The 20,188-nt window shown below is 52.5% G+C and carries 15 protein-coding genes; 4 read left to right on the plus strand and 11 right to left on the minus strand.

Going from position 1 to position 20,188, the window contains the following annotated elements; genetic code table 11:
• The 4 genes from OGY37_RS21400 to OGY37_RS21415 form a co-directional block, all read right to left on the minus strand.
• Entirely contained in the window at positions 1 to 879 is an 879-nt protein-coding gene (locus OGY37_RS21400; RefSeq protein WP_198579043.1) for a [formate-C-acetyltransferase]-activating enzyme, read from the minus strand.
• Entirely contained in the window at positions 845 to 3,142 is a 2,298-nt protein-coding gene (locus tag OGY37_RS21405; RefSeq protein ID WP_191235877.1) for a formate C-acetyltransferase, read from the minus strand. Before OGY37_RS21405 ends, OGY37_RS21400 begins: the two co-directional genes overlap by 35 nt.
• 101 nt (positions 3,143 to 3,243) lie before the next feature.
• Positions 3,244 to 3,564 carry a PTS fructose-like transporter subunit IIB gene (locus OGY37_RS21410; RefSeq protein WP_003825151.1) on the minus strand — a complete coding sequence of 107 codons (321 nt, stop codon included), beginning with the start codon at positions 3,562 to 3,564 and terminating at the stop codon, positions 3,244 to 3,246.
• A 14-nt stretch (positions 3,565 to 3,578) separates the two neighbouring features.
• Complete coding sequence (locus tag OGY37_RS21415) at positions 3,579 to 4,658, minus strand: PTS fructose transporter subunit EIIC (protein ID WP_003825153.1); 1,080 nt, start codon at positions 4,656 to 4,658, stop codon at positions 3,579 to 3,581.
• A gap of 308 nt (positions 4,659 to 4,966) precedes the next feature.
• On the opposite strand from OGY37_RS21415, the gene ptsP reads away from it, so the two are divergent.
• The 3 genes from ptsP to gldA are packed head-to-tail and all read left to right on the plus strand — an operon-like array spanning position 4,967 to position 9,262.
• Entirely contained in the window at positions 4,967 to 7,468 is a 2,502-nt protein-coding gene (ptsP, locus tag OGY37_RS21420) for a phosphoenolpyruvate--protein phosphotransferase (RefSeq protein ID WP_149384915.1), read from the plus strand.
• Positions 7,469 to 7,483: 15 nt separating this feature from the next.
• Positions 7,484 to 8,146 (plus strand): fructose-6-phosphate aldolase, encoded by a 663-nt coding sequence (gene fsa, locus OGY37_RS21425; protein ID WP_126319610.1) that lies wholly within the window; start codon positions 7,484 to 7,486, stop codon positions 8,144 to 8,146.
• Positions 8,147 to 8,158: 12 nt separating this feature from the next.
• Complete coding sequence (gene gldA, locus OGY37_RS21430) at positions 8,159 to 9,262, plus strand: bifunctional L-1,2-propanediol dehydrogenase/glycerol dehydrogenase (RefSeq protein WP_003825158.1); 1,104 nt, start codon at positions 8,159 to 8,161, stop codon at positions 9,260 to 9,262.
• Between the two features lie 86 nt (positions 9,263 to 9,348).
• On the opposite strand, the gene katG is transcribed toward gldA, so the two are convergent.
• The 4 genes from katG to metB form a co-directional block, all read right to left on the minus strand.
• A complete protein-coding gene (gene katG / locus OGY37_RS21435) occupies positions 9,349 to 11,529 on the minus strand; it encodes a catalase/peroxidase HPI (protein ID WP_003825159.1) in 2,181 nt (726 codons plus the stop codon).
• 168 nt (positions 11,530 to 11,697) lie between these two features.
• Positions 11,698 to 12,585 carry a methylenetetrahydrofolate reductase gene (metF, locus tag OGY37_RS21440; protein ID WP_003825161.1) on the minus strand — a complete coding sequence of 296 codons (888 nt, stop codon included), beginning with the start codon at positions 12,583 to 12,585 and terminating at the stop codon, positions 11,698 to 11,700.
• 372 nt (positions 12,586 to 12,957) lie between these two features.
• A complete protein-coding gene (locus tag OGY37_RS21445) occupies positions 12,958 to 15,390 on the minus strand; it encodes a bifunctional aspartate kinase/homoserine dehydrogenase II (RefSeq protein ID WP_003825164.1) in 2,433 nt (810 codons plus the stop codon).
• Between the two features lie 2 nt (positions 15,391 to 15,392).
• Positions 15,393 to 16,553, minus strand: coding sequence for a cystathionine gamma-synthase (metB, locus tag OGY37_RS21450; RefSeq protein ID WP_003028818.1), 1,161 nt, complete (start codon positions 16,551 to 16,553; stop codon positions 15,393 to 15,395).
• Between the two features lie 265 nt (positions 16,554 to 16,818).
• Here metB and metJ point away from each other — a divergent pair, with 265 nt between their 5' ends.
• Positions 16,819 to 17,136 carry a met regulon transcriptional regulator MetJ gene (gene metJ / locus OGY37_RS21455; RefSeq protein ID WP_003825168.1) on the plus strand — a complete coding sequence of 106 codons (318 nt, stop codon included), beginning with the start codon at positions 16,819 to 16,821 and terminating at the stop codon, positions 17,134 to 17,136.
• A 58-nt stretch (positions 17,137 to 17,194) separates the two neighbouring features.
• On the opposite strand, the gene OGY37_RS21460 is transcribed toward metJ, so the two are convergent.
• From OGY37_RS21460 to rpmE, 3 genes are all read right to left on the minus strand, one after another.
• Positions 17,195 to 18,619, minus strand: coding sequence for an MFS transporter (locus tag OGY37_RS21460; protein ID WP_003825170.1), 1,425 nt, complete (start codon positions 18,617 to 18,619; stop codon positions 17,195 to 17,197).
• A gap of 78 nt (positions 18,620 to 18,697) precedes the next feature.
• Entirely contained in the window at positions 18,698 to 19,378 is a 681-nt protein-coding gene (locus tag OGY37_RS21465) for an oligogalacturonate-specific porin KdgM family protein (RefSeq protein WP_003825173.1), read from the minus strand.
• A 338-nt stretch (positions 19,379 to 19,716) separates the two neighbouring features.
• A complete protein-coding gene (gene rpmE / locus OGY37_RS21470) occupies positions 19,717 to 19,929 on the minus strand; it encodes a 50S ribosomal protein L31 (protein WP_008787040.1) in 213 nt (70 codons plus the stop codon).
• Positions 19,930 to 20,188 lie beyond the last annotated feature (259 nt).

Consider the following 20,188-nt stretch of genomic DNA (forward strand, 5'->3'; position numbering starts at 1 on the left):
CTATCCTCCTACTGTTACCTGAAATCCGGCGCATTCTGCCATCTTACGTATACTATCCACCTCTTGCGCCGTCGGTACGGGCACTTCTTTCATCAACCAGGGCAAACCGAGCAGGCTGTATTTTGGCTCGCCATATTGATGAAACGGTAGCAGGTGTACCTGCTTTATGCCTAGTGATGACAACATCGTCAACACATGCTGCGTGTTATCTGAATTCATCGTAAAGCCCGGAATCAGCGGCAGGCGAGGTATGACATTAACCCCTTCCTCCACCAATAGCCGTAAATTCGCCAGTACACGCGGTAGGTTCATGTTGATGACCTCACGAGCCAGATCTCGATCCATTATTTTGAGATCGAACAGCACCTCATCACACTCTTTTGCCAGCGATAACAAGCGACCGGCCGGCGCATCGCCAGCCGTTTCAATTGCACAGCGCACATCCCAGCGCCGCAGACGTTGCAGGAATCGTGCGGCAAAGGGCGCTTGCATCAGCACTTCACCGCCGGAAAGCGTCACCCCCCCGCCAGAGGTGCGAAAGAAAATATCATCTTTCATCACTTCACGTTCCAGCTCGTCCAGCGTGATATCACGACCAATACGCTCAAACGCACCGGAGGGGCACTCGTCAGCATCACGCAGACAGGGTGTGCAGTGCAGGCATTTACTCTCCCGCCGTACCGTTTCAATACGTGGGGAGAGAGATTCAGGGTTAGCACACCAAGGGCAGGTATGCGGACAGCCTTTAAAAAAGACGACCGTACGAATACCCTGCCCATCATTCAGTGAGTAACGCTGAATGTTGAATATACGCGCGACGTCCTCGCCACGAGGGTCAATTACCTCACAGTTGATGCGCGGTGCGGCGAATGATGTCATCCTGGATCTCCTTCGACAACTCGACAAAGAAGGCGCTGTAACCCGCCACACGCACCACCAGCCCGGTGAAATCGTGCGGGCGCTGCTGCGCTTCGCGCAATGTGTCGGCATTCACCACGTTAAACTGGATATGCTGGAGTTTGAGCTGGGTAAATGCCCGCAGAAAATCCGCCAGCTTGCGTAAACCGGCCTCACCTTCCAGTGTGGCTGGCGTAAACTTCACGTTCAGCAACGTCCCATTGGAAAGCAGTGTGTTATCCAGCTTGCTGACCGACTTCAATACCGCCGTCGGTCCTTGCATATCCTGTCCCAGCATCGGCGACAGCCCCCCATCTGCCAGTTGCTCTCCGGCGAAGCGGCCATCCGGTGTTGCCCCAACGACCGAACCCAGCGGCACGTGTGCAGAGACGGTATACGAACCCGGCGTAAATTGCCCGCCGCGTGGATTCTGGTATTTCTCTACCTCTTTGCAGTAATGACGCAGCAGTTCGGCGCTGATGTTATCTACATCATCGATATCGTTGCCGTATTTTTCGAAGCGATTGATCAGTCTGGCGCGAACTTTCTCGCCTTCCGGGGTAGCAAAGTTATCTTTTAGCACCAACAAAAGCTCATCAAAAGATAAGCGCTGTTGTTCGAATACCAGCCCATTGAGCGCATGCAGCGAATCGCTCAGGTTTGCAATACCGATCCCCTGTACGCCGGAGAAGTTATAACGCGCGCCGCCGTCGGTAATATCGCACCCTTTATCCAGACAGTCGCTAATAAACGAGGAGAGCAGCGGCACCGGCGCCCAGTCGCGGTGACCGATATCGCAGATATTACTGCCCTCCACCATCAACGTGATGTAGTGGCTGATTTTGGCACGAATATGCGCCAGGAGATCGTCGTACGTCAGAGTGCGGTTGCCTTCGTTCTCATGCAGACAGATTTCCATCACTTTCAGCAGATTAAACATGGCGATATCGTGCAAACCGTATGTTCTGCCTGGAATAGACAGCTCGACACAGCCTACTACCGCGTAATCCCGCGCATCTTCCAGCGAAACACCGCGATTCAGAAACGCGGGCACCACCACTTCATCGTTAAAGATTTGTGGGATGCCGGTACCAAGACGAATGGTCTGTGCTGTTTTCATCAGGAACGGTGTACCGATCAACGCGTTCGTGCGCACACCGAGATTTGGTTGTGGCAGCTGTACGTTCTGATACGCATCAAGACAGAGGAAAGACAGTACATTTACCGCACTACGACCATTCTCCGTTAATCCCCCCAGTAGCGCGGTGTAGCCTGTTGGGAAGCCAGCGAAATAGCGCGCACTACTGGTGGATCGCAGCAGTACGATGTCATTACATTTCACCCACAGGGATTCGAGGATCTCTTGTAAGAATGCCGGGTCTTCCCCCTGCGTCAGCGAAGCCTGATAAAACGGCAGCATATACTGGTCGAAGCGTCCGAGTGAAAGCGAACTGGCGTTGGATTCATATTGCAAAATAATGTTCATGTACCAGAACAGCTGACATGCCTGCCAGAAGGTTTGCGGCTTGCTCTGGGCGTTATGCCGGGAGTTTTCAGCAATCGTCAGTAATTCCTGGCGTCGCTGCGCATCCGGGCAGCTTTCCGCCATCTTCTCTGCCAACATAGCGTAACGCAGAATATGGTTTTGCGAAGCCTCAAGCAGCAACAGCGCAGCCTGATAAAAGTGATTATCCGGCTGCTGCAGACAATGCGCCCGCATCTGCGCTACCAGCTCGCCAAGCCCGTGATTCAACAGGCGTGGATAATCAATAATGATATGTCCCTGACCTTTGTCAGTCTGGTTAATGCTAAAAATCTGGGTACTGACGGCGGCTTTTACCTCATCGGTCATCTGACCGTTGATGAAATCTTTCATCGACCGCTTTTCCCAGTACGGATACAGCACATCACGATAGCGATGTTTATCCTCTTCGCTGATGTCAAAACGGTCCTGCGGACGGGTTGGAAACTGCTCCAGCTCTTTAAGCAGCCAGTAAGGATCCATTTCCGGCGACATAATGCCCGCACGCGGTTTAACGGTACGGTTTCCGGCAATCAGTTCCTCATCACGAATCGAAATCTCAACGTGCTCAAGAATATATGCGGTGGCTTTCGCCCGACGCAGAATAACCGGCTCTCCCTCCGTCTGCTGGTGGCTGGCGGTATATAACAGCGCACGTTCAAGCGAAATTTCACGGTTGTTCTGAAACAGAGCGGTTTTTAAACGTTGGATGCGGTTAGTCATGAGCAACTCCTGCGGGAATAGTTGCCTGATGGCGCTACGCTTATCAGGCCTACGCATCTGTAGGCCGGATAAGGCGAAGCCGCCATCCGGCAAACAAACGGTTAAGCGGTTTGCGCCAGATGCGCGCCAATCTTGTTCATGATGGCGTCGGCACGTTTCACTGCATCGCTGATGTTGACGCGAACGATAGTTTTGCCCGCAAAACGTTCTTCAAATTTAATACCAATGTCCTTGGTCAGAATAACCATGTCGGCTTCCGCCACATCCGCCGCGGTCAGTTCGTTTTCCAGACCGATCGACCCCTGAGTCTCAACCTTTACTTGCCAACCTTTGGCTTTAGCGGCGCTTTCCAGCGCTTCGGCTGCCATATAGGTGTGGGCAACGCCAGAAGGACATGCGGTTACTGCGATAATCTTGGTCATGACTCATTCCTCACTTAATTCATTTCAAAATCTAAATCCAGGTCATCTTCTTTCTGATCGACCTGAGACACTTTTTTCCGCGCCAGACTTTTCAGTACGTTAACGCACACGGCGGTCACTACAGCACCAACGGCAACCGCCGCGATATAACCCAGTTTTCCTTCCACTACAGGCAGAACAATCAGTCCGCCCCAGCCGGCATAACACTGCGCACCAAACAGGGCGGCGGTTACCGTGCCGCAGGCGGAACCCACCATAATCGATGGGATGACGCGCAGCGGATCGGCTGCAGCAAACGGAATCGCGCCTTCTGTTACGCCAACACAACCCATTACCAGCGCAGCTTTACCGGCTTCGCGTTCTTCAGAAGAGAAGTTCTTACGACCAATCAGCGTCGCCAAACCTAAACCCAGCGGCGGCACGCAGATCCCCACCGCAGCGATTGCCACCACGGTATAAACCCCCTGCGCCACGCAAATCAGCATGAAAGCGTAGGCAACTTTGTTAATTGGCCCTCCCATATCGAAGGCCAACATCAGTCCCATAATTACCGCCAGCAATACGATGCTGCCCTGCTGCATACCCTGCAGCCACTCGGTCAGGCTCGTGGTTAACGCGCCAACGGGTTCTCCCAAGCCCCACATCATGATGCCTGCGGTGATAAAAGTGCCGACGATAGGAATAACAAAGATAGGCATTACCGAGCGCAACACCTTATGAACCGGGATCTTCTTCAGATAATGGACGACGATACCGCCAATAATCCCGGCAATTAATGCGCCAAAGAAACCTGCACCGAAGCTGTTTCCCACCCATGCGCCAATCGCACAAGGGGCCAGAGCAGAACGTTCAGCAATGGAATAGCCGATATAAGCGGCAAGAAATGGCACCATCAGCGTCAACCCAGCGACCCCAATATCAAAAAGCTTTTTGAGATTAGGATCGGTCGCAGCATCCGGTACCGCGCCCTTGCCATACAGCATGACGGAGACAGCCAGCAAAATACCGCCCGCTACGACGAAGGGAATCATATGCGAAACACCGGTCATCAGGTGCTGACGAGTATTTTTCAGGATTTGTACCAACTCTTTCATACGTCGCTCCCGGGCTGCCTAAAGCCCATATCCATAAACTTGTTGCGGAAAACAATAGGCAATCCGACGCGACGCAAACAGTGGATAAAAAGGCCATTTGCTGGACTTTTGTAATATCAGTACAAAAATGCGATCCGCCTCATAACTTGCAGTTTCTCGGAATTTATAGGGGATACGCTGACTTGTGAGGGATGTCTCACTTTGATGGTTACATTACATTTATCCAGTTTTTGGCAGTTTTGTCACATGGCAGGCTCAGGCGTTGCCCTTTTATCCTGTAGCGAGAAATCGTTATGGGAGATGAGGCTATGGCCCTGATTGTGGAATTTACCTGTGAGCTACCCAATGGCGTACATGCACGCCCGGCAAGCCACATAGAAACGCAGTGCAACACCTTTACTTCGCACATTGAGTGGCACAACCTGCGTACCGAACGTAAGGGCAACGCTAAGAGCGCGTTATCGCTGATTGGCACCGATACTCTGGCGGGTGATAGCTGTCAGTTGCTGATTTCCGGTACAGATGAACAAGCAGCTCACCAGCATCTGAGCCAATGGTTACGTAATGAATTTCCACACTGCGATGCACCGCTAGCGGAAGCCAAAAACAACGAGCTGGAGCCTCTTCCGGCATCGCTCACCCATTTAAATCCACAGCTTTTCCGCGCTCGCACCGTCTGCAGCGGCAGCGCAGGAGGCGTTCTGAGTCTGCTTTCTTCGCTGGATCTTAACGCGCTCAGTAACCTTCCATCCGCTCAAGATATTGAAACCGAGCAAGCGGCACTGGATAACGGTTTAACGCTGTTGATGAAAAATATTGAGTTTCGATTACTCGACAGCGACGGCGCTACCAGTGCGATTCTGGAAGCACACCGCTCGCTGGCAAGCGACCTCTCACTGCGCCAGCACCTGCTCGCCGGCGTATCACGCGGGTTAAGCTGCGCCCAGGCGGTTGTTGAAAGTGCCGGACATTTTTGTGATGAATTCTCCCGTTCAAGCAGCAGTTATTTACAGGAGCGTGCGCTGGATGTACGCGATGTTTGCTTCCAGCTTCTGCAGCAAATTTATGGGGAACAGCGCTTCCCAGCGCCGGGAAAACTGACCCAGCCTACGGTTTGCATGGCGGATGAGCTAACACCGAGCCAGTTCCTCGAACTGGATAAAACATTGCTGAAAGGCTTGCTGTTAAAAAGCGGTGGTACTACGTCACACACGGTGATTCTCGCCCGGTCATTCAACATCCCTACGCTGGTTGGCGTAGATATTGAATCTTTGAGGCCATGGCTGCAGCAAACAGTTTATATCGATGGTAACGCAGGAGCAGTCGTCGTTGCCCCTGATGAATCTGTCGTACGTTACTATCAGCAGGAAGCCCGTATCCAGGATGCCATTCGGGAACAACAACGTATCTGGCTGACCCAGGAGGCACGCACGGCTGATGATATCCGCATGGAAGTCGCCGCCAACATCGCCCACTCCGTGGAAGCGCAGGCAGCCTTTAGTAACGGTGCGGAAGCGGTTGGCCTGTTCCGTACGGAAATGCTGTATATGGACCGTACCTGCGCCCCGGATGAGAACGAGCTATACAACATTTTCTGCCAGGCGCTGGAACCCGCACAGGGACGCAGCATTATTGTGCGCACTATGGATATCGGCGGTGATAAACCCGTTGATTACCTGAATATTCCTGCTGAGGCCAACCCGTTCCTCGGTTATCGTGCGGTGCGTATCTATGAAGAATATGCCGCATTGTTTACCACGCAACTGCGATCGATCCTGCGCGCCTCAGCGCACGGTAGCCTGAAAATCATGATCCCAATGATCTCCTCCATGGAAGAGATCCTGTGGGTCAAAGAGAAACTGGCTGAAGCCAAGCAGCAACTGCGAAGTGAACACATTCCGTTTGATGAGAAGATCCAGCTCGGTATTATGCTGGAGGTTCCGTCTGTGATGTTCATCATTGACCAATGCTGCGAAGAGATTGATTTCTTTAGTATTGGCAGCAATGACCTAACGCAATACTTACTGGCGGTCGACCGCGACAACGCCAAAGTTACCCGCCACTACAACAGCCTGAATCCGGCCTTCCTGCGCGCACTGGATTACGCCGTGCAGGCAGTACATCGACAGGGGAAATGGATTGGCCTGTGCGGTGAACTGGGTGCCAAAGGTTCTGTGCTGCCACTGCTGGTGGGGCTGGGTCTGGACGAACTTAGCATGAGCGCTCCCTCCATTCCCGCCGCCAAAGCGCGGATGGCGCAACTCGACAGCCGTGCCTGCCGTCAGTTGCTGAATCAAGCGATGGCTTGTCGAACTTCGCTGGAGGTCGAACATCTGCTGGCCCAGTTCCGCATGACCCAACAGGATACGCCTCTGGTTACCGCCGAGTGCATCACGCTGGATAGCGACTGGCGCAGTAAAGAAGAGGTCATCAAAGGGATGACCGACAACCTCCTGCTGGCAGGCCGTTGCCGCTATCCACGTAAACTGGAAGCAGATCTGTGGGCACGCGAAGCCGTCTTCTCTACCGGATTAGGTTTTAGCTTCGCCATTCCACACAGCAAATCCGAACATATTGAGCAGTCCACCATCAGCGTAGCGCGCCTGCAAGCGCCGGTACGTTGGGGTGATGATGATGCGCAGTTCATTATTATGCTGACGCTCAACAAACATGCCGCTGGCGATCAGCATATGCGTATTTTCTCGCGTCTGGCGCGCCGCATTATGCATGAAGAATTCCGTAACGCGCTGGTTAGCGCCGCCTCAGCCGACGCTATCGCCAGCCTGTTGCAACATGAACTTGAACTTTAAAGAGGATGTTTTTGTATGGAACTTTATCTTGATACCGCCAACGTCGCGGAAGTCGAACGTCTGGCACGCATTTTTCCTATCGCGGGAGTCACCACCAACCCAAGCATTGTAGCGGCAAGCAAAGAATCCATCTGGGATGTACTGCCACGCCTGCAAAACACCATCGGCGAAGAGGGTATTTTGTTTGCCCAAACCATGAGCCGAGACGCACAGGGCATGGTGGAAGAGGCCAAACGCCTGAGCAACGCGGTGCCCGGTCTGGTAGTGAAAATCCCGGTGACATCCGAAGGTCTGGCCGCGATTAAGATGCTGAAAAAAGAGGGCATCACCACGCTAGGAACCGCGGTTTACAGTGCTTCTCAGGGGCTACTGGCTGCGCTGGCGGGAGCTAAATATATCGCACCTTACGTTAACCGTATCGACGCGCAGGGCGGCGACGGAATTCGCACTGTACAGGAACTGCAAACGTTACTGGAACTGCATGCGCCAAACAGCATGGTACTGGCAGCCAGCTTTAAAACCCCACGTCAGGCGCTGGATTGCTTACTGGCAGGATGTGAAGCTATCACCCTGCCATTAGACGTAGCGCAACAAATGCTCAATACCCCTGCGGTAGAGTCAGCAATAGAGAAGTTTGAGCAGGACTGGAACAACGCATTTGGTCACATCAACCTGTGAGGGAAATAAAGTATGGATCGCATTATTCAATCACCTGGTAAGTACATCCAGGGTGCCGATGTTATTACCCGTCTTGGCAGCTACCTCAAACCACTGGCAGAACGCTGGCTGGTCGTTGGGGACAAGTTTGTCTTAGGTTTTGCCCAGGGCGCACTGGAAAAAAGCTTCCAGGATGCCGGACTGGCGCTGGAAATTGCACCGTTTGGCGGCGAATGTTCACAAAACGAAATCGACCGTCTGCGCGGCGTGGCAGAAAAAGCGCAGTGTGGCGCAGTACTTGGTATTGGCGGCGGTAAAACGCTGGATACCGCCAAAGCGCTGGCGCACTTTATGGGCGTGCCTGTCGCCATTGCCCCAACCATCGCCTCTACCGATGCGCCGTGCAGCGCGCTGTCCGTCATTTACACCGATGCCGGTGAATTCGATCGCTATCTGCTGCTGCCCAACAACCCGGACAGGGTAATTGTGGATACCAAAATTGTCGCGGGCGCACCGGCACGTCTGTTAGCTGCGGGTATTGGCGATGCGCTGGCGACCTGGTTCGAAGCCCGTGCCTGTTCACGTAGCGGCGCAACCACCATGGCGGGCGGTCAGTGTACTCAGGCGGCGCTGGCGCTGGCAGAGCTGTGCTTTAATACGCTAATCGAAGAAGGTGAAAAAGCGATGCTGGCAGCCGAGCAGCACGTGGTTACACCAGCACTGGAACGTGTTATTGAAGCCAACACCTATCTGAGTGGCGTCGGTTTTGAAAGCGGTGGTCTGGCAGCGGCTCACGCCATTCATAACGGTCTGACCGCAATCCCGGATGCGCATCACTACTATCACGGCGAGAAAGTGGCTTTCGGTACGCTGACGCAGCTGGTGCTGGAAAACGCGCCGGTCGATGAAATTGAAACCGTTGCAGCACTGTGCCATTCCGTTGGCCTACCGATTACCCTGGCGCAACTGGATATCAAACAGGATATCCCAGCGAAAATGCGCATTGTGGCTGAGGCAGCCTGTGCCGAAGGCGAAACCATCCACAACATGCCTGGCGGCGCGACGCCGGACCAGGTGTATGCCGCTCTGCTGGTGGCTGATCAGTACGGTCAACGTTACCTGCAAGAGTGGGAATAACCTGCAAATAGAAAATCCCCGCAAAAGCGGGGATTTTTTTATTCATACCATGCCGGATCCGCGCAAGCGACATCCGGCATTAGCTGTTACAGCAGATCGAAACGATCCAGGTTCATTACTTTCACCCATGCGGAAACGAAATCTCTCACAAACTTCTCGTGAGCATCGCTGCAGGCATAAACTTCAGCCACTGCGCGCAGTACGGAGTTAGAACCGAACACCAGATCGGCGCGGGTTGCCGTGTATTTTACTTCGCCGCTCAGACGGTCACGACCTTCGAACAGCTCTTTTGACTCATCAACCGCCTTCCACTCATGACGCATATCCAGCAGATTGACGAAGAAGTCAGTGCTGAGTACGCCTGGACGATCGGTAAAGACGCCATGCTGGCTGCCGTCGAAGTTGGCACCCAGTACGCGCATACCGCCCACCAGCACAGTCATTTCCGGTGCGGTCAGCGTCAGCTGCTGTGCTTTATCGATCAGCAGCGACTCGGTGGTCGACACGTCAGGACGAGAGCGGTAGTTACGGAAACCATCGGCAATCGGCTCGAGCAGTTCAAACATCTCAATATCCGTTTGATCCTGGCGCGCATCCACGCGGCCCGGTGCAAAAGGTACTTTGATGCTGACACCCGCAGCGCTAGCCGCCTGCTCTATACCAACAACCCCGGCCAGCACGATAATATCGGCTAACGAAGCGGTATGGGCTGACTTATAAATGCCTTCCAGCACAGGCAGTACGCGTGCCGCGGTAGCATTCACATCCCAGCCACGCTGTGGGTCCAGCGCCAGACGCGCACCGTTAGCGCCGCCACGTTTATCCCCACCGCGGAAAGTTGATGCCGAAGCCCACGCTACCGATACCAGTTCGCCCACGGACAACCCGGAAGCGGCGATGGTCGCCTTCAGCTTCAGAATATCTTCTTCGCTTGGGTTGAAGAACGCATGCGGCAGCGGGTCTTGCCAAATCAGATCTTCTTTTGGTACTTCCGGTCCGATGTAGCGCGATTTTGGCCCCATATCACGGTGCGTCAGCTTAAACCATGCACGGGCAAACGCTTCGTTAAACGCCTGCGGATCGTTCAGGAAACGGCGGGAGATCTTTTCGAACTCAGGATCAAAACGCAGCGTCAGGTCGGTAACCAGCATCGTCGGCTTACGTTTTTTCGATGGATCAAACGGATCGGGAATAATTTCTGGTGCGTCAACGGCTTCAAACTGAATCGCGCCTGCCGGACTGCGAGTTTGTACCCACTCGTATTTGAACAGGTTCTCGAAGAAATAGTTGCTCCATTGGGTCGGCGTCTGCGTCCACACAACTTCCAGACCGGAAGTAATTGCGTCTGCACCCGCGCCGCTGCCGTAGCTGCTGGCCCAGCCCAGGCCCTGCGCTTCAATCGGCGCGGATTCTGGATCGGCCCCAACATGCGAAGCCGGTGCTGCGCCGTGGGTTTTGCCCAACGTATGACCGCCGCCAATCAGCGCCACGGTTTCTTCGTCGTTCATGCCCATGTTGCCGAAGGTCGCACGAATCGCCGCTGCCGCTGAGAGCGGTTCGCCGCTATGGTCCGGCCCTTCTGGGTTTACATAGATAAGACCCATTTCGGTCGCGCCCAAAGGCGCTTTTGCCAGTTCTTCCGGATGACGGTGGGTCAGCCAGGCTTTTTCATCACCCCAGTTTACGTCGAGATCCGGTTCCCAGACATCTTCACGACCGGCACCAAAGCCGAAGGTACGGAAGCCGGAGTTTTCCAGCGCCACGTTGCCCGCGAGGATAAACAGGTCAGCCCAGGAAATTTTCTGACCATATTTCTGCTTGATTGGCCACAGCAGACGACGCGCTTTATCCAGGCTGACGTTGTCCGGCCAGGAGTTCAGTGGTGCAAAACGCTGCTGTCCGCGACCCGCGCCACCGCGTCCATCGATGGAGCGATAGGTCCCTGCACCGTGCCATGCCATGCGGATAAACAAACCGGCATAGGTTCCCCAGTCAGCGGGCCACCACGGTTGAGATTCGGACAGAAGGGCTCTGAGATCCCCTTTCAGGGCAGAATAGTCGAGTTTGCTAAATTCTTTGCGGTAGTCGAAGTCCTCACCCAGCGGGTTCGAACGATTGGAATGTTGGTTTAAAAGATCAACGCGGAGTTGATTAGGCCACCAGTCGCGGTTATTCGTTCCTGCTCCCGCGCTCTGATCGTGACCGCCCTGATGAAAAGGACACTTACCGGCAGTTGATGCGTTCTGGCTATCGTCGGACATGCTCATCTATATGCTCCCTTTACAGTGTTCTGACTACGATATACACCACCAGAGATAAGATATAGTCGAAATAACCCACAGATTCGATAGCTAATTCCTTTTATATTTTAAGTTACAGAGATGTAGATCAAAATGATCAAAAAAAAGCCCTCCGTAGAGGGCTGGGGCATCTGTTTAATTCGGTCTTACACCCAGTGTGTGACAAATTGCGTAGCTCATCTCGGCGCGGTTGAGCGTATAGAAGTGAAAATCTTTCACCCCTTCGCGACTGAGGATCTTCACCATGTCCATGGCGATATTCGCTCCCACCAGCTTGCGGGTTTCGGCGTCATCATCCAGACCATCAAACATGGTCGACATCCAGGAAGGGATACGAACATTGGTCATATCGGCAAATTTTTTCGCCTGCTTAAAGTTAGATACCGGCAAGATGCCCGGAATAATTTCCACATCGATACCCGCAGACACGCAGCGATCGCGAAAACGCAGATAGCTTTCTACATCGAAGAAAAACTGGGTAATCGCGCGGTTTGCACCGGCATCTACCTTGCGTTTCAGGTTCAGCAAATCGGCCTGAGCGCTCTTCGCTTCCGGGTGTACTTCCGGATAAGCCGCAACGGAGATATCAAAGTCAGCAACGTCTTTCAGCAGAGTCACCAGGTCAGAGGCATACATATCCGGTTTACCGCTTCCCGGCGGCAGGTCACCGCGCAGAGCAACAATATGACGAATACCGTTATTCCAGTAGTCCTGAGCAATGGTGCGCAGCTCATCGCGGGTCGCATCAATACAGGTCAGGTGCGGAGCCGCTTCAAGACCCGTGCGATCCTTAATGCCTTTAATAATGCTGTGCGTGCGGTCGCGCTCACCAGAGTTTGCACCGTAAGTGACTGAAACAAATTTCGGCTTCAGGCTGCTCAGGCGATCGATAGAGTTCCACAGGGTTTGCTCCATTTCACTGGTGCGCGGCGGGAAAAATTCGAAAGAAACGTTAATCTGCCCCTGCACTTCGGCCAGACTCTGATTCAGCGCTTCCCGCTGGTTGGCGTGAAAAAAGCTCATACCTTACCTCATCAATCTTTTGTCGTTATATGTTGTGTTGTGAACTGCTATACGTTTAGACGTCTAGATGTAAAAATGACGGAAAAGCACGCTGGCGTCAACACAAAAATCATCGTTAAAGGTGAGGAATACTCAGCCAACGTGAAAAAAATTCACATCAGCCTGAAATGATGGGGGATTGCGGCACGACCGTCTGCAAGCCGTTAACGAGAGCGGTGACAGCCTCGCCTCTGGCCAGAGCGCGGGTAAGACGCAATACGGGTAGGTTTAACCCAGGATGAGAGTTGAAGTGATTATGCAGAAGGCTGTTGACGTATTTTATCCGGCCAGGGTCACAAACGAACCGTCGGCCGGATCATCCGGCAACAAAAACTACAGCAGCTGCGCCAGACGGTTGATGTCTGACTGAATAGCGCCGGCGGTGACGTCACGACCTGCGCCCGGTCCACGGATCACCAGCGGGTTATCGCGATACCAGCGGCTTTCAATGGCAAATACGTTATCGCACGGCAACAGCGCCGCCAGCGGGTGTTCAGGACGAACCGCTTCAACACCAACGCGCGCTTTACCGTTAGCATCAAAACGCGCCACATAGCGTAGCACCAGCCCCATTTCACGCGCCGCTTCCAGACGCTGCACCATCTGTTCGTTCAGCTCATCACCATTCTCAAAGAAATGGTCAATAGAGCCTTCTTCACAGTGCGCAGGCACCAGCGATTCCACGCGAACCTGGTCCGGTTCGATGTCGTAACCTGCTTCACGCGCCAGAATCACTAGCTTGCGCATCACATCTTTGCCGGAAAGATCTACGCGCGGATCGGGTTCAGTCAGACCCTGTTGCCACGCCTGATCCACCAGATCGGTGAACGGGACCGTGCCATCAAATTGCAGGAACAACCACGACAACGTGCCTGAGAAGATCCCGCTGATCGACAGAATGGTATCTCCGCTATCAATCAGATCGCGCACGGTATGGTTGATCGGCAAGCCTGCACCCACGGTGGCGTTATACAACCAGTGGCGACCGGTTTTTTCAAAAGCGTCATGAATTTGGCGATAATTATGACTGCTGCTCGCCCCCGCCAGTTTGTTGGCGCTGATAACGTGGAAACCATGGCTGGCAAAATCCAGATACTGATCCGCCAGTTGCTCGCTGGCAGTAACGTCCAGCACCACTAAATCATCATACGGGTGAGCACGCATCCACAGGAATAGAGACTCTTCATCCTGCTCTACTGCCTCGTCATCAAAGAAAGCTAACGCGCGGCTGGCATCCAGCCCTTCGTAATTCAGCAGACTACGACGGCTATCAACCACACCCGCCAGCACAAACTCTAATCCGGTGCGCGCCGAGAGCGTGCTCTGCTCGCGAGCGAACAGCTCCAGCCAGCGCGAACCAATGTTGCCTTTGCCGAACAACACCAGACCAATGCGTTTTTCCGCACGGAAAATTGACTGATGCAGACCCTGAATCAGGCTCTCTGTTGGCCCAGTACGCAGTACCGCGACCAGGCTGATACCCTCTTCCGATTGCCAGGTGAATTCAACCGGCTGACCTTTCAACTGTTGCCAGAAACGGTGGCAATGCAGCGGATTACGGGTGACGCCCGCCCCGACCATCGCCACCAGAGCCAGCCCCTGGCGCAGACGCAGCTCGCCTGGCAGACCAGCTTCATCAAGAATTTTCAGTGCGCCGTCAGCGACTTCGGAGGTATAGCAAAATTGCAGCAGTTGGCGGTCAGGATGCACACCCACTGCCAGCGGACGCACCTGGGTACGTTTTAAAACCTGATCAATCTCTTTATAAGCCAGCTTAAAGTCTTGGCCAGTCGGAACCAAAAACTCAATCAGGCAGACGTCATCATGACTGGTCACAATACGCGCCCCGGTACCGGAGGCTAGTACGCGTTCAATGCGCGTTGAACCCTGCTCCGGCGTATAGCTACAACGCAGCTGGAGATCGATATCGCTACCGGAAACCGGCTGTAAGGTACGGGCATGGAGAACCGGTGCCGCCAGACGCGCCAGTTCGCTGGCTTCATCCAGACGCAGCAGCGGCAGCAAACAGGCGTCTTTTACTTTACGCGGATCCGCGCTGTAAACCCCGGCGACATCGCTCCAGATAGTTACGCGAGAAACGCCCGCCAGCGCGCCAACCTGCGTCGCCGAGTAGTCGGAGCCGTTACGCCCCAGCAGGACCGTTTCACCGGAATTGCTGCGGCTAATAAAGCCGGTAACCACCAGCCGTTTACCCGGATGCTGCGCCAGCAGTTGCTGTAGCAGCGGGTAAGAAAGACCTTCATCTACCTGCGGCTGGGCACCGCGTTCAGCACGTAAAAAATCGCGCGCATCCAGCCAGGCTGACTCCAGCCCCTGTTGGTTAAGGACCGCAGACATCAAACGCGCGGACCATACCTCACCATGCCCAACAACCTCAGCATAGACGGCATCGTTCACACCGCTGTCGAGTAATCCGGCCAGACGCTCCAGATCGTGAATAAACGCGCCAATCAGTCCATCCGCTACCTCAGGAGGTAACAAACCGCTGATAAGCTCACTTTGATAGCGACGTAACGCCTGTTGAACCTGATGCGCAGAAAGGCGATCGGTCTGGCTTAATTTCAGCCAGCTAATCAACTGGTTAGTGGTACTGCCTGCGGCTGAAACAACCATCATGTCATCAGGCTGCGAGTAATCCGCCATAATGCCTGCGACACGCAGATAACATTTCACGTCTGCCAGACTACTACCACCAAATTTGTGCAGTTGACGACCCTTCGCCCCTGCCTGCGCAATCACACTCATGTTTACCCCTTGTTTGCAGCCCGGAAGCCATTTTCCAGGTCGGCAATTAAATCTTCGCCATCTTCAATACCGGTGGAGATACGCAGCAGCGTTTCGGAAATCCCGGCAGCAGCACGCGCTTCTGGTGCCATGCCCGCGTGTGTCATGGTTGCGGCGTGGGAGATCAAACTTTCAACGCCCCCTAACGATTCCGCCAGCGTAAACAATGACAACCCGCCGAGGAAACGGCGCAGCGTTTGCTCATCGCCATCCAGTTCAAAACTTAACATCGCGCCAAAGCCTTTTTGCTGACGCGCAGCAATCTCATGGCCCTGATTATCCGGCAATGACGGGTGATACAATTTTTTCACCAGCGGCTGAGTTTGCAGATAATCGACTATCGCCTGAGCATTACGTTGCGCCACCTCCATTCGAGGAGACAGAGTACGCAGGCCGCGCAACAGCAGATAACTATCAAACGCGCCGCCGGTCACACCAATATTATTCGCCCACCATGCCAGTTCAGTGACCGTTTCCGGATCTTTCGCTATCACAACACCAGCCACCACGTCTGAGTGACCGTTTAAATATTTCGTGCATGAATGCAACACCAGATCGGCGCCCAATGCCAGTGGATTTTGCAGTGCCGGGCTTAAAAAAGTGTTGTCGACCACGCTGACCGCGCCTGCTTCACGCGCCAGCTGGCAGATTTTCGCAATATCCACCACGCGCAGCAGCGGGTTGCTTGGGCTTTCTACCAGCACCAGCTTCGGTTTTTCCGCCAATGCGGCCTGCAATGCCTGCTCATCTCCTTGATCGACAAACAGGACGCGGTAACAGCCACGTTTTGCCAGACTGTCAAACAGTCGATAGCTCCCGCCGTAGCAGTCATGCGGTGCGACCAGCAGATCGCCTGGCTTGAGGAAGACCGTGGTCACCAGATGAATCGCCGACATGCCAGTATTGGTCAGCACAGCACCAGCACCGCCTTCCAGTTCCGCCAGCGCACGCTGAACAACATCGCGCGTTGGGTTGCCGCGACGCGAATAGTCATGGGCGCGAGGTTCATTAAATCCGGTAAAGTTATAGGTGCTGGAGAGGTGAATCGGCGGGACAACGCAACCGTACTGTTCGTCGTCATTTAACCCGCTACGCACTGCGATGGTGGCCTGTTTACGCGTCATATTGAGGAGATCCTGGCTGAGTCGGTGAAAAGTCAGACACCAGAGTAATCATAGTTACGATAGCCGTCAATACATCTGGACATCTAAACTTCTTTGCGTATAGATTGAGCAAACTGGAAATAGCCGTTAAAATTATATGCATTAGCGTACATCTGCGTCGGCTTACTTCGTGTCAGGGCCACGCCACTACGATAAACTACGCGCAATTATGGTCCGGGCTCAGGTTCTGGCCTCAATATTAATGACGAAGAGGATTAGGTATCTCATGGCTGAATGGAGCGGCGAATATATCAGCCCATACGCTGAGCACGGTAAGAAGAGTGAGCAAGTCAAAAAAATTACGGTTTCCATTCCTCTGAAGGTGTTAAAAATCCTTACCGATGAACGCACGCGTCGTCAGGTGAACAACCTGCGCCACGCCACCAACAGTGAACTGCTGTGTGAAGCGTTTCTGCATGCTTTTACTGGGCAACCCTTACCCAACGATGACGACCTGCGTAAAGAACGCAGTGATGAAATCCCGGAAGAAGCAAAGGTAATCATGCGTGAACTGGGTATCAACCCGGAAACGTGGGAATACTGATAGTTAGAACAGCAATGGGCGTGTAGAGGCGGGAATGCTCCCGCCTTTTCTCACTGTGTTACTTACTAATACCATTGAGTTTATTCAATGTTTCTTCCATTTTGAGCGTTTCCGTACGGTTCAATGGATAGAAATAAATCAGAATGACCGCCGCCAAAAACAGGCATAGCGCCGGCAAGAGATTCGCCATCGTATAAATATTTTCCTGCACAATGCTGGTTTGCACTGCACCACCTGTTGACGATGATTGATAGCCAATGATAGCCAACATAAAGCCACCAATCGCCCCTGCGCATGCCTGACCAACCTTGCGCGCAAAGAAGTTCACACCATAAACCGTGCCATCCTCGCGATCGCCAGTGACATACTGATGGTAGTCACAAACATCAGTCATAAACGCCCAAATCATCAGGTTGAATAACCCTGCACCCAGCGTCGCCAGGAACAAGAAAACCAGATAGACCTTTGCATCCGTAATGTGGACAAAGTACATAATCACATACATGACCACGGCAAAAAGCAACGCGCCTACGCTGGCTTCTTTTTTACCAAACCGCTTCGTGAGCCAGGATGCCGATGGCGCCAGCAAAACCAGGGAACCAAAGGTAAACAGCAACGCGACTGACATCGCCTCTTTATTGTGGAAATAGTCATTAAACAGGTAAGTCATGTTGGTACCGGACAACCCCTGATTAATTACAATCAGCAAATCCACAACCACTAAAACAATCAGCGCCTTATTGCGTGCCAGTCCCTTCAGCAACACCGAAACGGGCATGCTCTCTTTTCTCTCCACGCGCACGCGCTCCGTTGTTAAATGACAGGTCAAGGATAAAAAGATCAAGCCCAGCACTGCGCAACCAATGGAAATCCAGAAGAAGTGTTGCCCGGAAATCACCTGGCTTCCGTCCACCAGGGTGGTGTACATCAGGATCGGAATGAAAAAGCCAGTTGCCCCACCGCCAATTGCTGACCCAACGCTACGCCAGGTTGAAAGCGATACACGATCATCCGGATTCGAGCTAATCGCCGCAGACATAGCACCGTACGGAATACTCACGGTCGATAACAGCGAACCGTAAATGAAATAGGAGCAACAGATGTAGATGATTTTCGCCGTATAAGAAAAATCATTCACAAACGGCAGGAACAGGACAACCGCAATGATGCAAAATGGATACTTCATGCGACGCACCCACGGGTTGAAACGTCCATGTACCGTCAGTTTAGAGGTATCGCATAAGCGCCCTACACCAACATCAACGAACGCATCAAAGAGTTTGGTCACAAAATAGAGTGAGCCAACAATAACGCCGGAAATACCGAGGACGTTAGTGTAATAAATCATTAAAAAACTATTAACTAAGCCAAGAATAAAACAGGTTCCGAGGTCACCACATAAATAACCGATTTTATCTCTAATTCCGAAAGGCCTGACGGCAGTGGTTTCATTATTTCCGATAATAGTTCCATCATTAGACATGATGTCAACTCCTTAGACATATTATTCACACAAACTATGCTTATCGACGTAATCAGCCAATACGAAAACTATTACCGATTAGAAGTTATAACCAAGACCGACACGATAACGGGTCTGACGATCGTCTGTAGTGGTAGTGTTATAACCCGAGGAAACGTTGCCAACTTCAACAAATGGAACCCATGAGCCTAGTTTATACGCCACGCGGAAGTTATATTCATAATCATCTTTCCGGTTGTTATATAAATCTTCGCTATCGGCAATTTTATAAATACCATTTAGCTCAAACATCCAGTCATTGACGTTATAACCAAGCCAGGCTTCCGGACGATAGACCATGCGGTCATCTTTGCCGTCAGTGTTTCTGCGCATGTACTCCTGACGATAGCGGAACGCGGTCCACCAGTTGTCGTTGATGTTGTACTGCACGCGGATATAAGGCTTATAAATCGCGATATTATCGCCCGTTTCGATCGCAATGCCGGGCTGCCAGACAAGACCCTGCCATGTGAACTGGTAGCTTGCGGTATACTCGTTACCGTTACTTTCCATATTATTCCACGCATCATTTGACTGCGTGTTTTCGGAACGAGAAATGGCTTCGACTGCGACACCAAAACCCGTGGCAAAACGGTGAGACATATAAACACGATCGTAATTACGTCCATCGTCATAATATTCATGTCGGTAATCAACATAACCCGCCTGTGCGGCCGCAGAGAATAATGGAATCAGTAATAACGCAGATTTAAATTTCATGACAATCCCTCTTCACACTCAACAACGGAAATAACCCATCTCGTTTGTCCATAAAATGGGAAAACAAAAAGGCTTTTAGATTAATTTTATATTTCCACGAAAGTGTATTTTAGAAAGAAAGCAGAAACCTTTGGTATTTTGCCAGGAGCTGGTAAAAGTGGCAAAAGACAGAAGATAAAAAGGACGCAGATCACCAGTTGCAATATTTTATCGAAAAAATAAAACACCGTTTTATTTATTGAATAAAATAGATTATTCAATACATCAATATATATTTCAGTTCTGAAGCGCAGAAACAAAAAAAGCGCCATAAGGCGCTTTTTTCTGACAGCTGAAACTTACTTGCTGCCTGGGATGCTGAAACGCTTGTTGAAGCGATCAACACGGCCACCGGTAGCAACATCACGCTGCTTGCCAGTATAGAACGGGTGGCACTGACCGCACACGTCCAGGTTCAGATCGTGACCGACGGTAGAGCGGATTTTCATGACGTTACCGCAAGAGCAGTTTGCAGTAATTTCTTCGTATTTCGGGTGAATATCTTTTTTCATGGGAAAACCTCGGTTTAAGGCCGCGTCGCTCTTCCAGCCCTAACGCCAGACACCACGCGATGTTAATTATTCCCCGTCACCTTTCACACTGCTGATGCGTTGCCTGCGTTCACTCACTCTGGTCACATAGTTCACTATGCTCCCAGAGATTCGCTCGCTTGCCGCCTTCCAGCAGCGCGAAACTCTCGGGTAATGGTCAGTATTTGACGCAATCAATTTGCATCAAAGGCGGCGAATCATACAGAAATTAACCTGCTCA

Origin of the sequence: Citrobacter sp. Cpo030 (assembly GCF_030333005.1) — a bacterium.
In the GTDB taxonomy this organism is placed as follows: domain Bacteria; phylum Pseudomonadota; class Gammaproteobacteria; order Enterobacterales; family Enterobacteriaceae; genus Citrobacter; species Citrobacter portucalensis.

Excerpts from the sequence above, each read along its gene's own strand:
- OGY37_RS21400 (WP_198579043.1), bottom strand. The coding sequence starts at position 879 with ATGACATCATTCGCCGCACCGCGCATCAACTGTGAGGTAATTGACCCT.
- OGY37_RS21405 (WP_191235877.1), bottom strand. The coding sequence starts at position 3,142 with ATGACTAACCGCATCCAACGTTTAAAAACCGCTCTGTTTCAGAACAAC.
- OGY37_RS21410 (WP_003825151.1), bottom strand. The coding sequence starts at position 3,564 with ATGACCAAGATTATCGCAGTAACCGCATGTCCTTCTGGCGTTGCCCAC.
- OGY37_RS21415 (WP_003825153.1), bottom strand. The coding sequence starts at position 4,658 with ATGAAAGAGTTGGTACAAATCCTGAAAAATACTCGTCAGCACCTGATG.
- ptsP (WP_149384915.1), top strand. The coding sequence starts at position 4,967 with ATGGCCCTGATTGTGGAATTTACCTGTGAGCTACCCAATGGCGTACAT.
- fsa (WP_126319610.1), top strand. The coding sequence starts at position 7,484 with ATGGAACTTTATCTTGATACCGCCAACGTCGCGGAAGTCGAACGTCTG.
- gldA (WP_003825158.1), top strand. The coding sequence starts at position 8,159 with ATGGATCGCATTATTCAATCACCTGGTAAGTACATCCAGGGTGCCGAT.
- katG (WP_003825159.1), bottom strand. The coding sequence starts at position 11,529 with ATGAGCATGTCCGACGATAGCCAGAACGCATCAACTGCCGGTAAGTGT.
- metF (WP_003825161.1), bottom strand. The coding sequence starts at position 12,585 with ATGAGCTTTTTTCACGCCAACCAGCGGGAAGCGCTGAATCAGAGTCTG.
- OGY37_RS21445 (WP_003825164.1), bottom strand. The coding sequence starts at position 15,390 with ATGAGTGTGATTGCGCAGGCAGGGGCGAAGGGTCGTCAACTGCACAAA.
- metB (WP_003028818.1), bottom strand. The coding sequence starts at position 16,553 with ATGACGCGTAAACAGGCCACCATCGCAGTGCGTAGCGGGTTAAATGAC.
- metJ (WP_003825168.1), top strand. The coding sequence starts at position 16,819 with ATGGCTGAATGGAGCGGCGAATATATCAGCCCATACGCTGAGCACGGT.
- OGY37_RS21460 (WP_003825170.1), bottom strand. The coding sequence starts at position 18,619 with ATGTCTAATGATGGAACTATTATCGGAAATAATGAAACCACTGCCGTC.
- OGY37_RS21465 (WP_003825173.1), bottom strand. The coding sequence starts at position 19,378 with ATGAAATTTAAATCTGCGTTATTACTGATTCCATTATTCTCTGCGGCC.
- rpmE (WP_008787040.1), bottom strand. The coding sequence starts at position 19,929 with ATGAAAAAAGATATTCACCCGAAATACGAAGAAATTACTGCAAACTGC.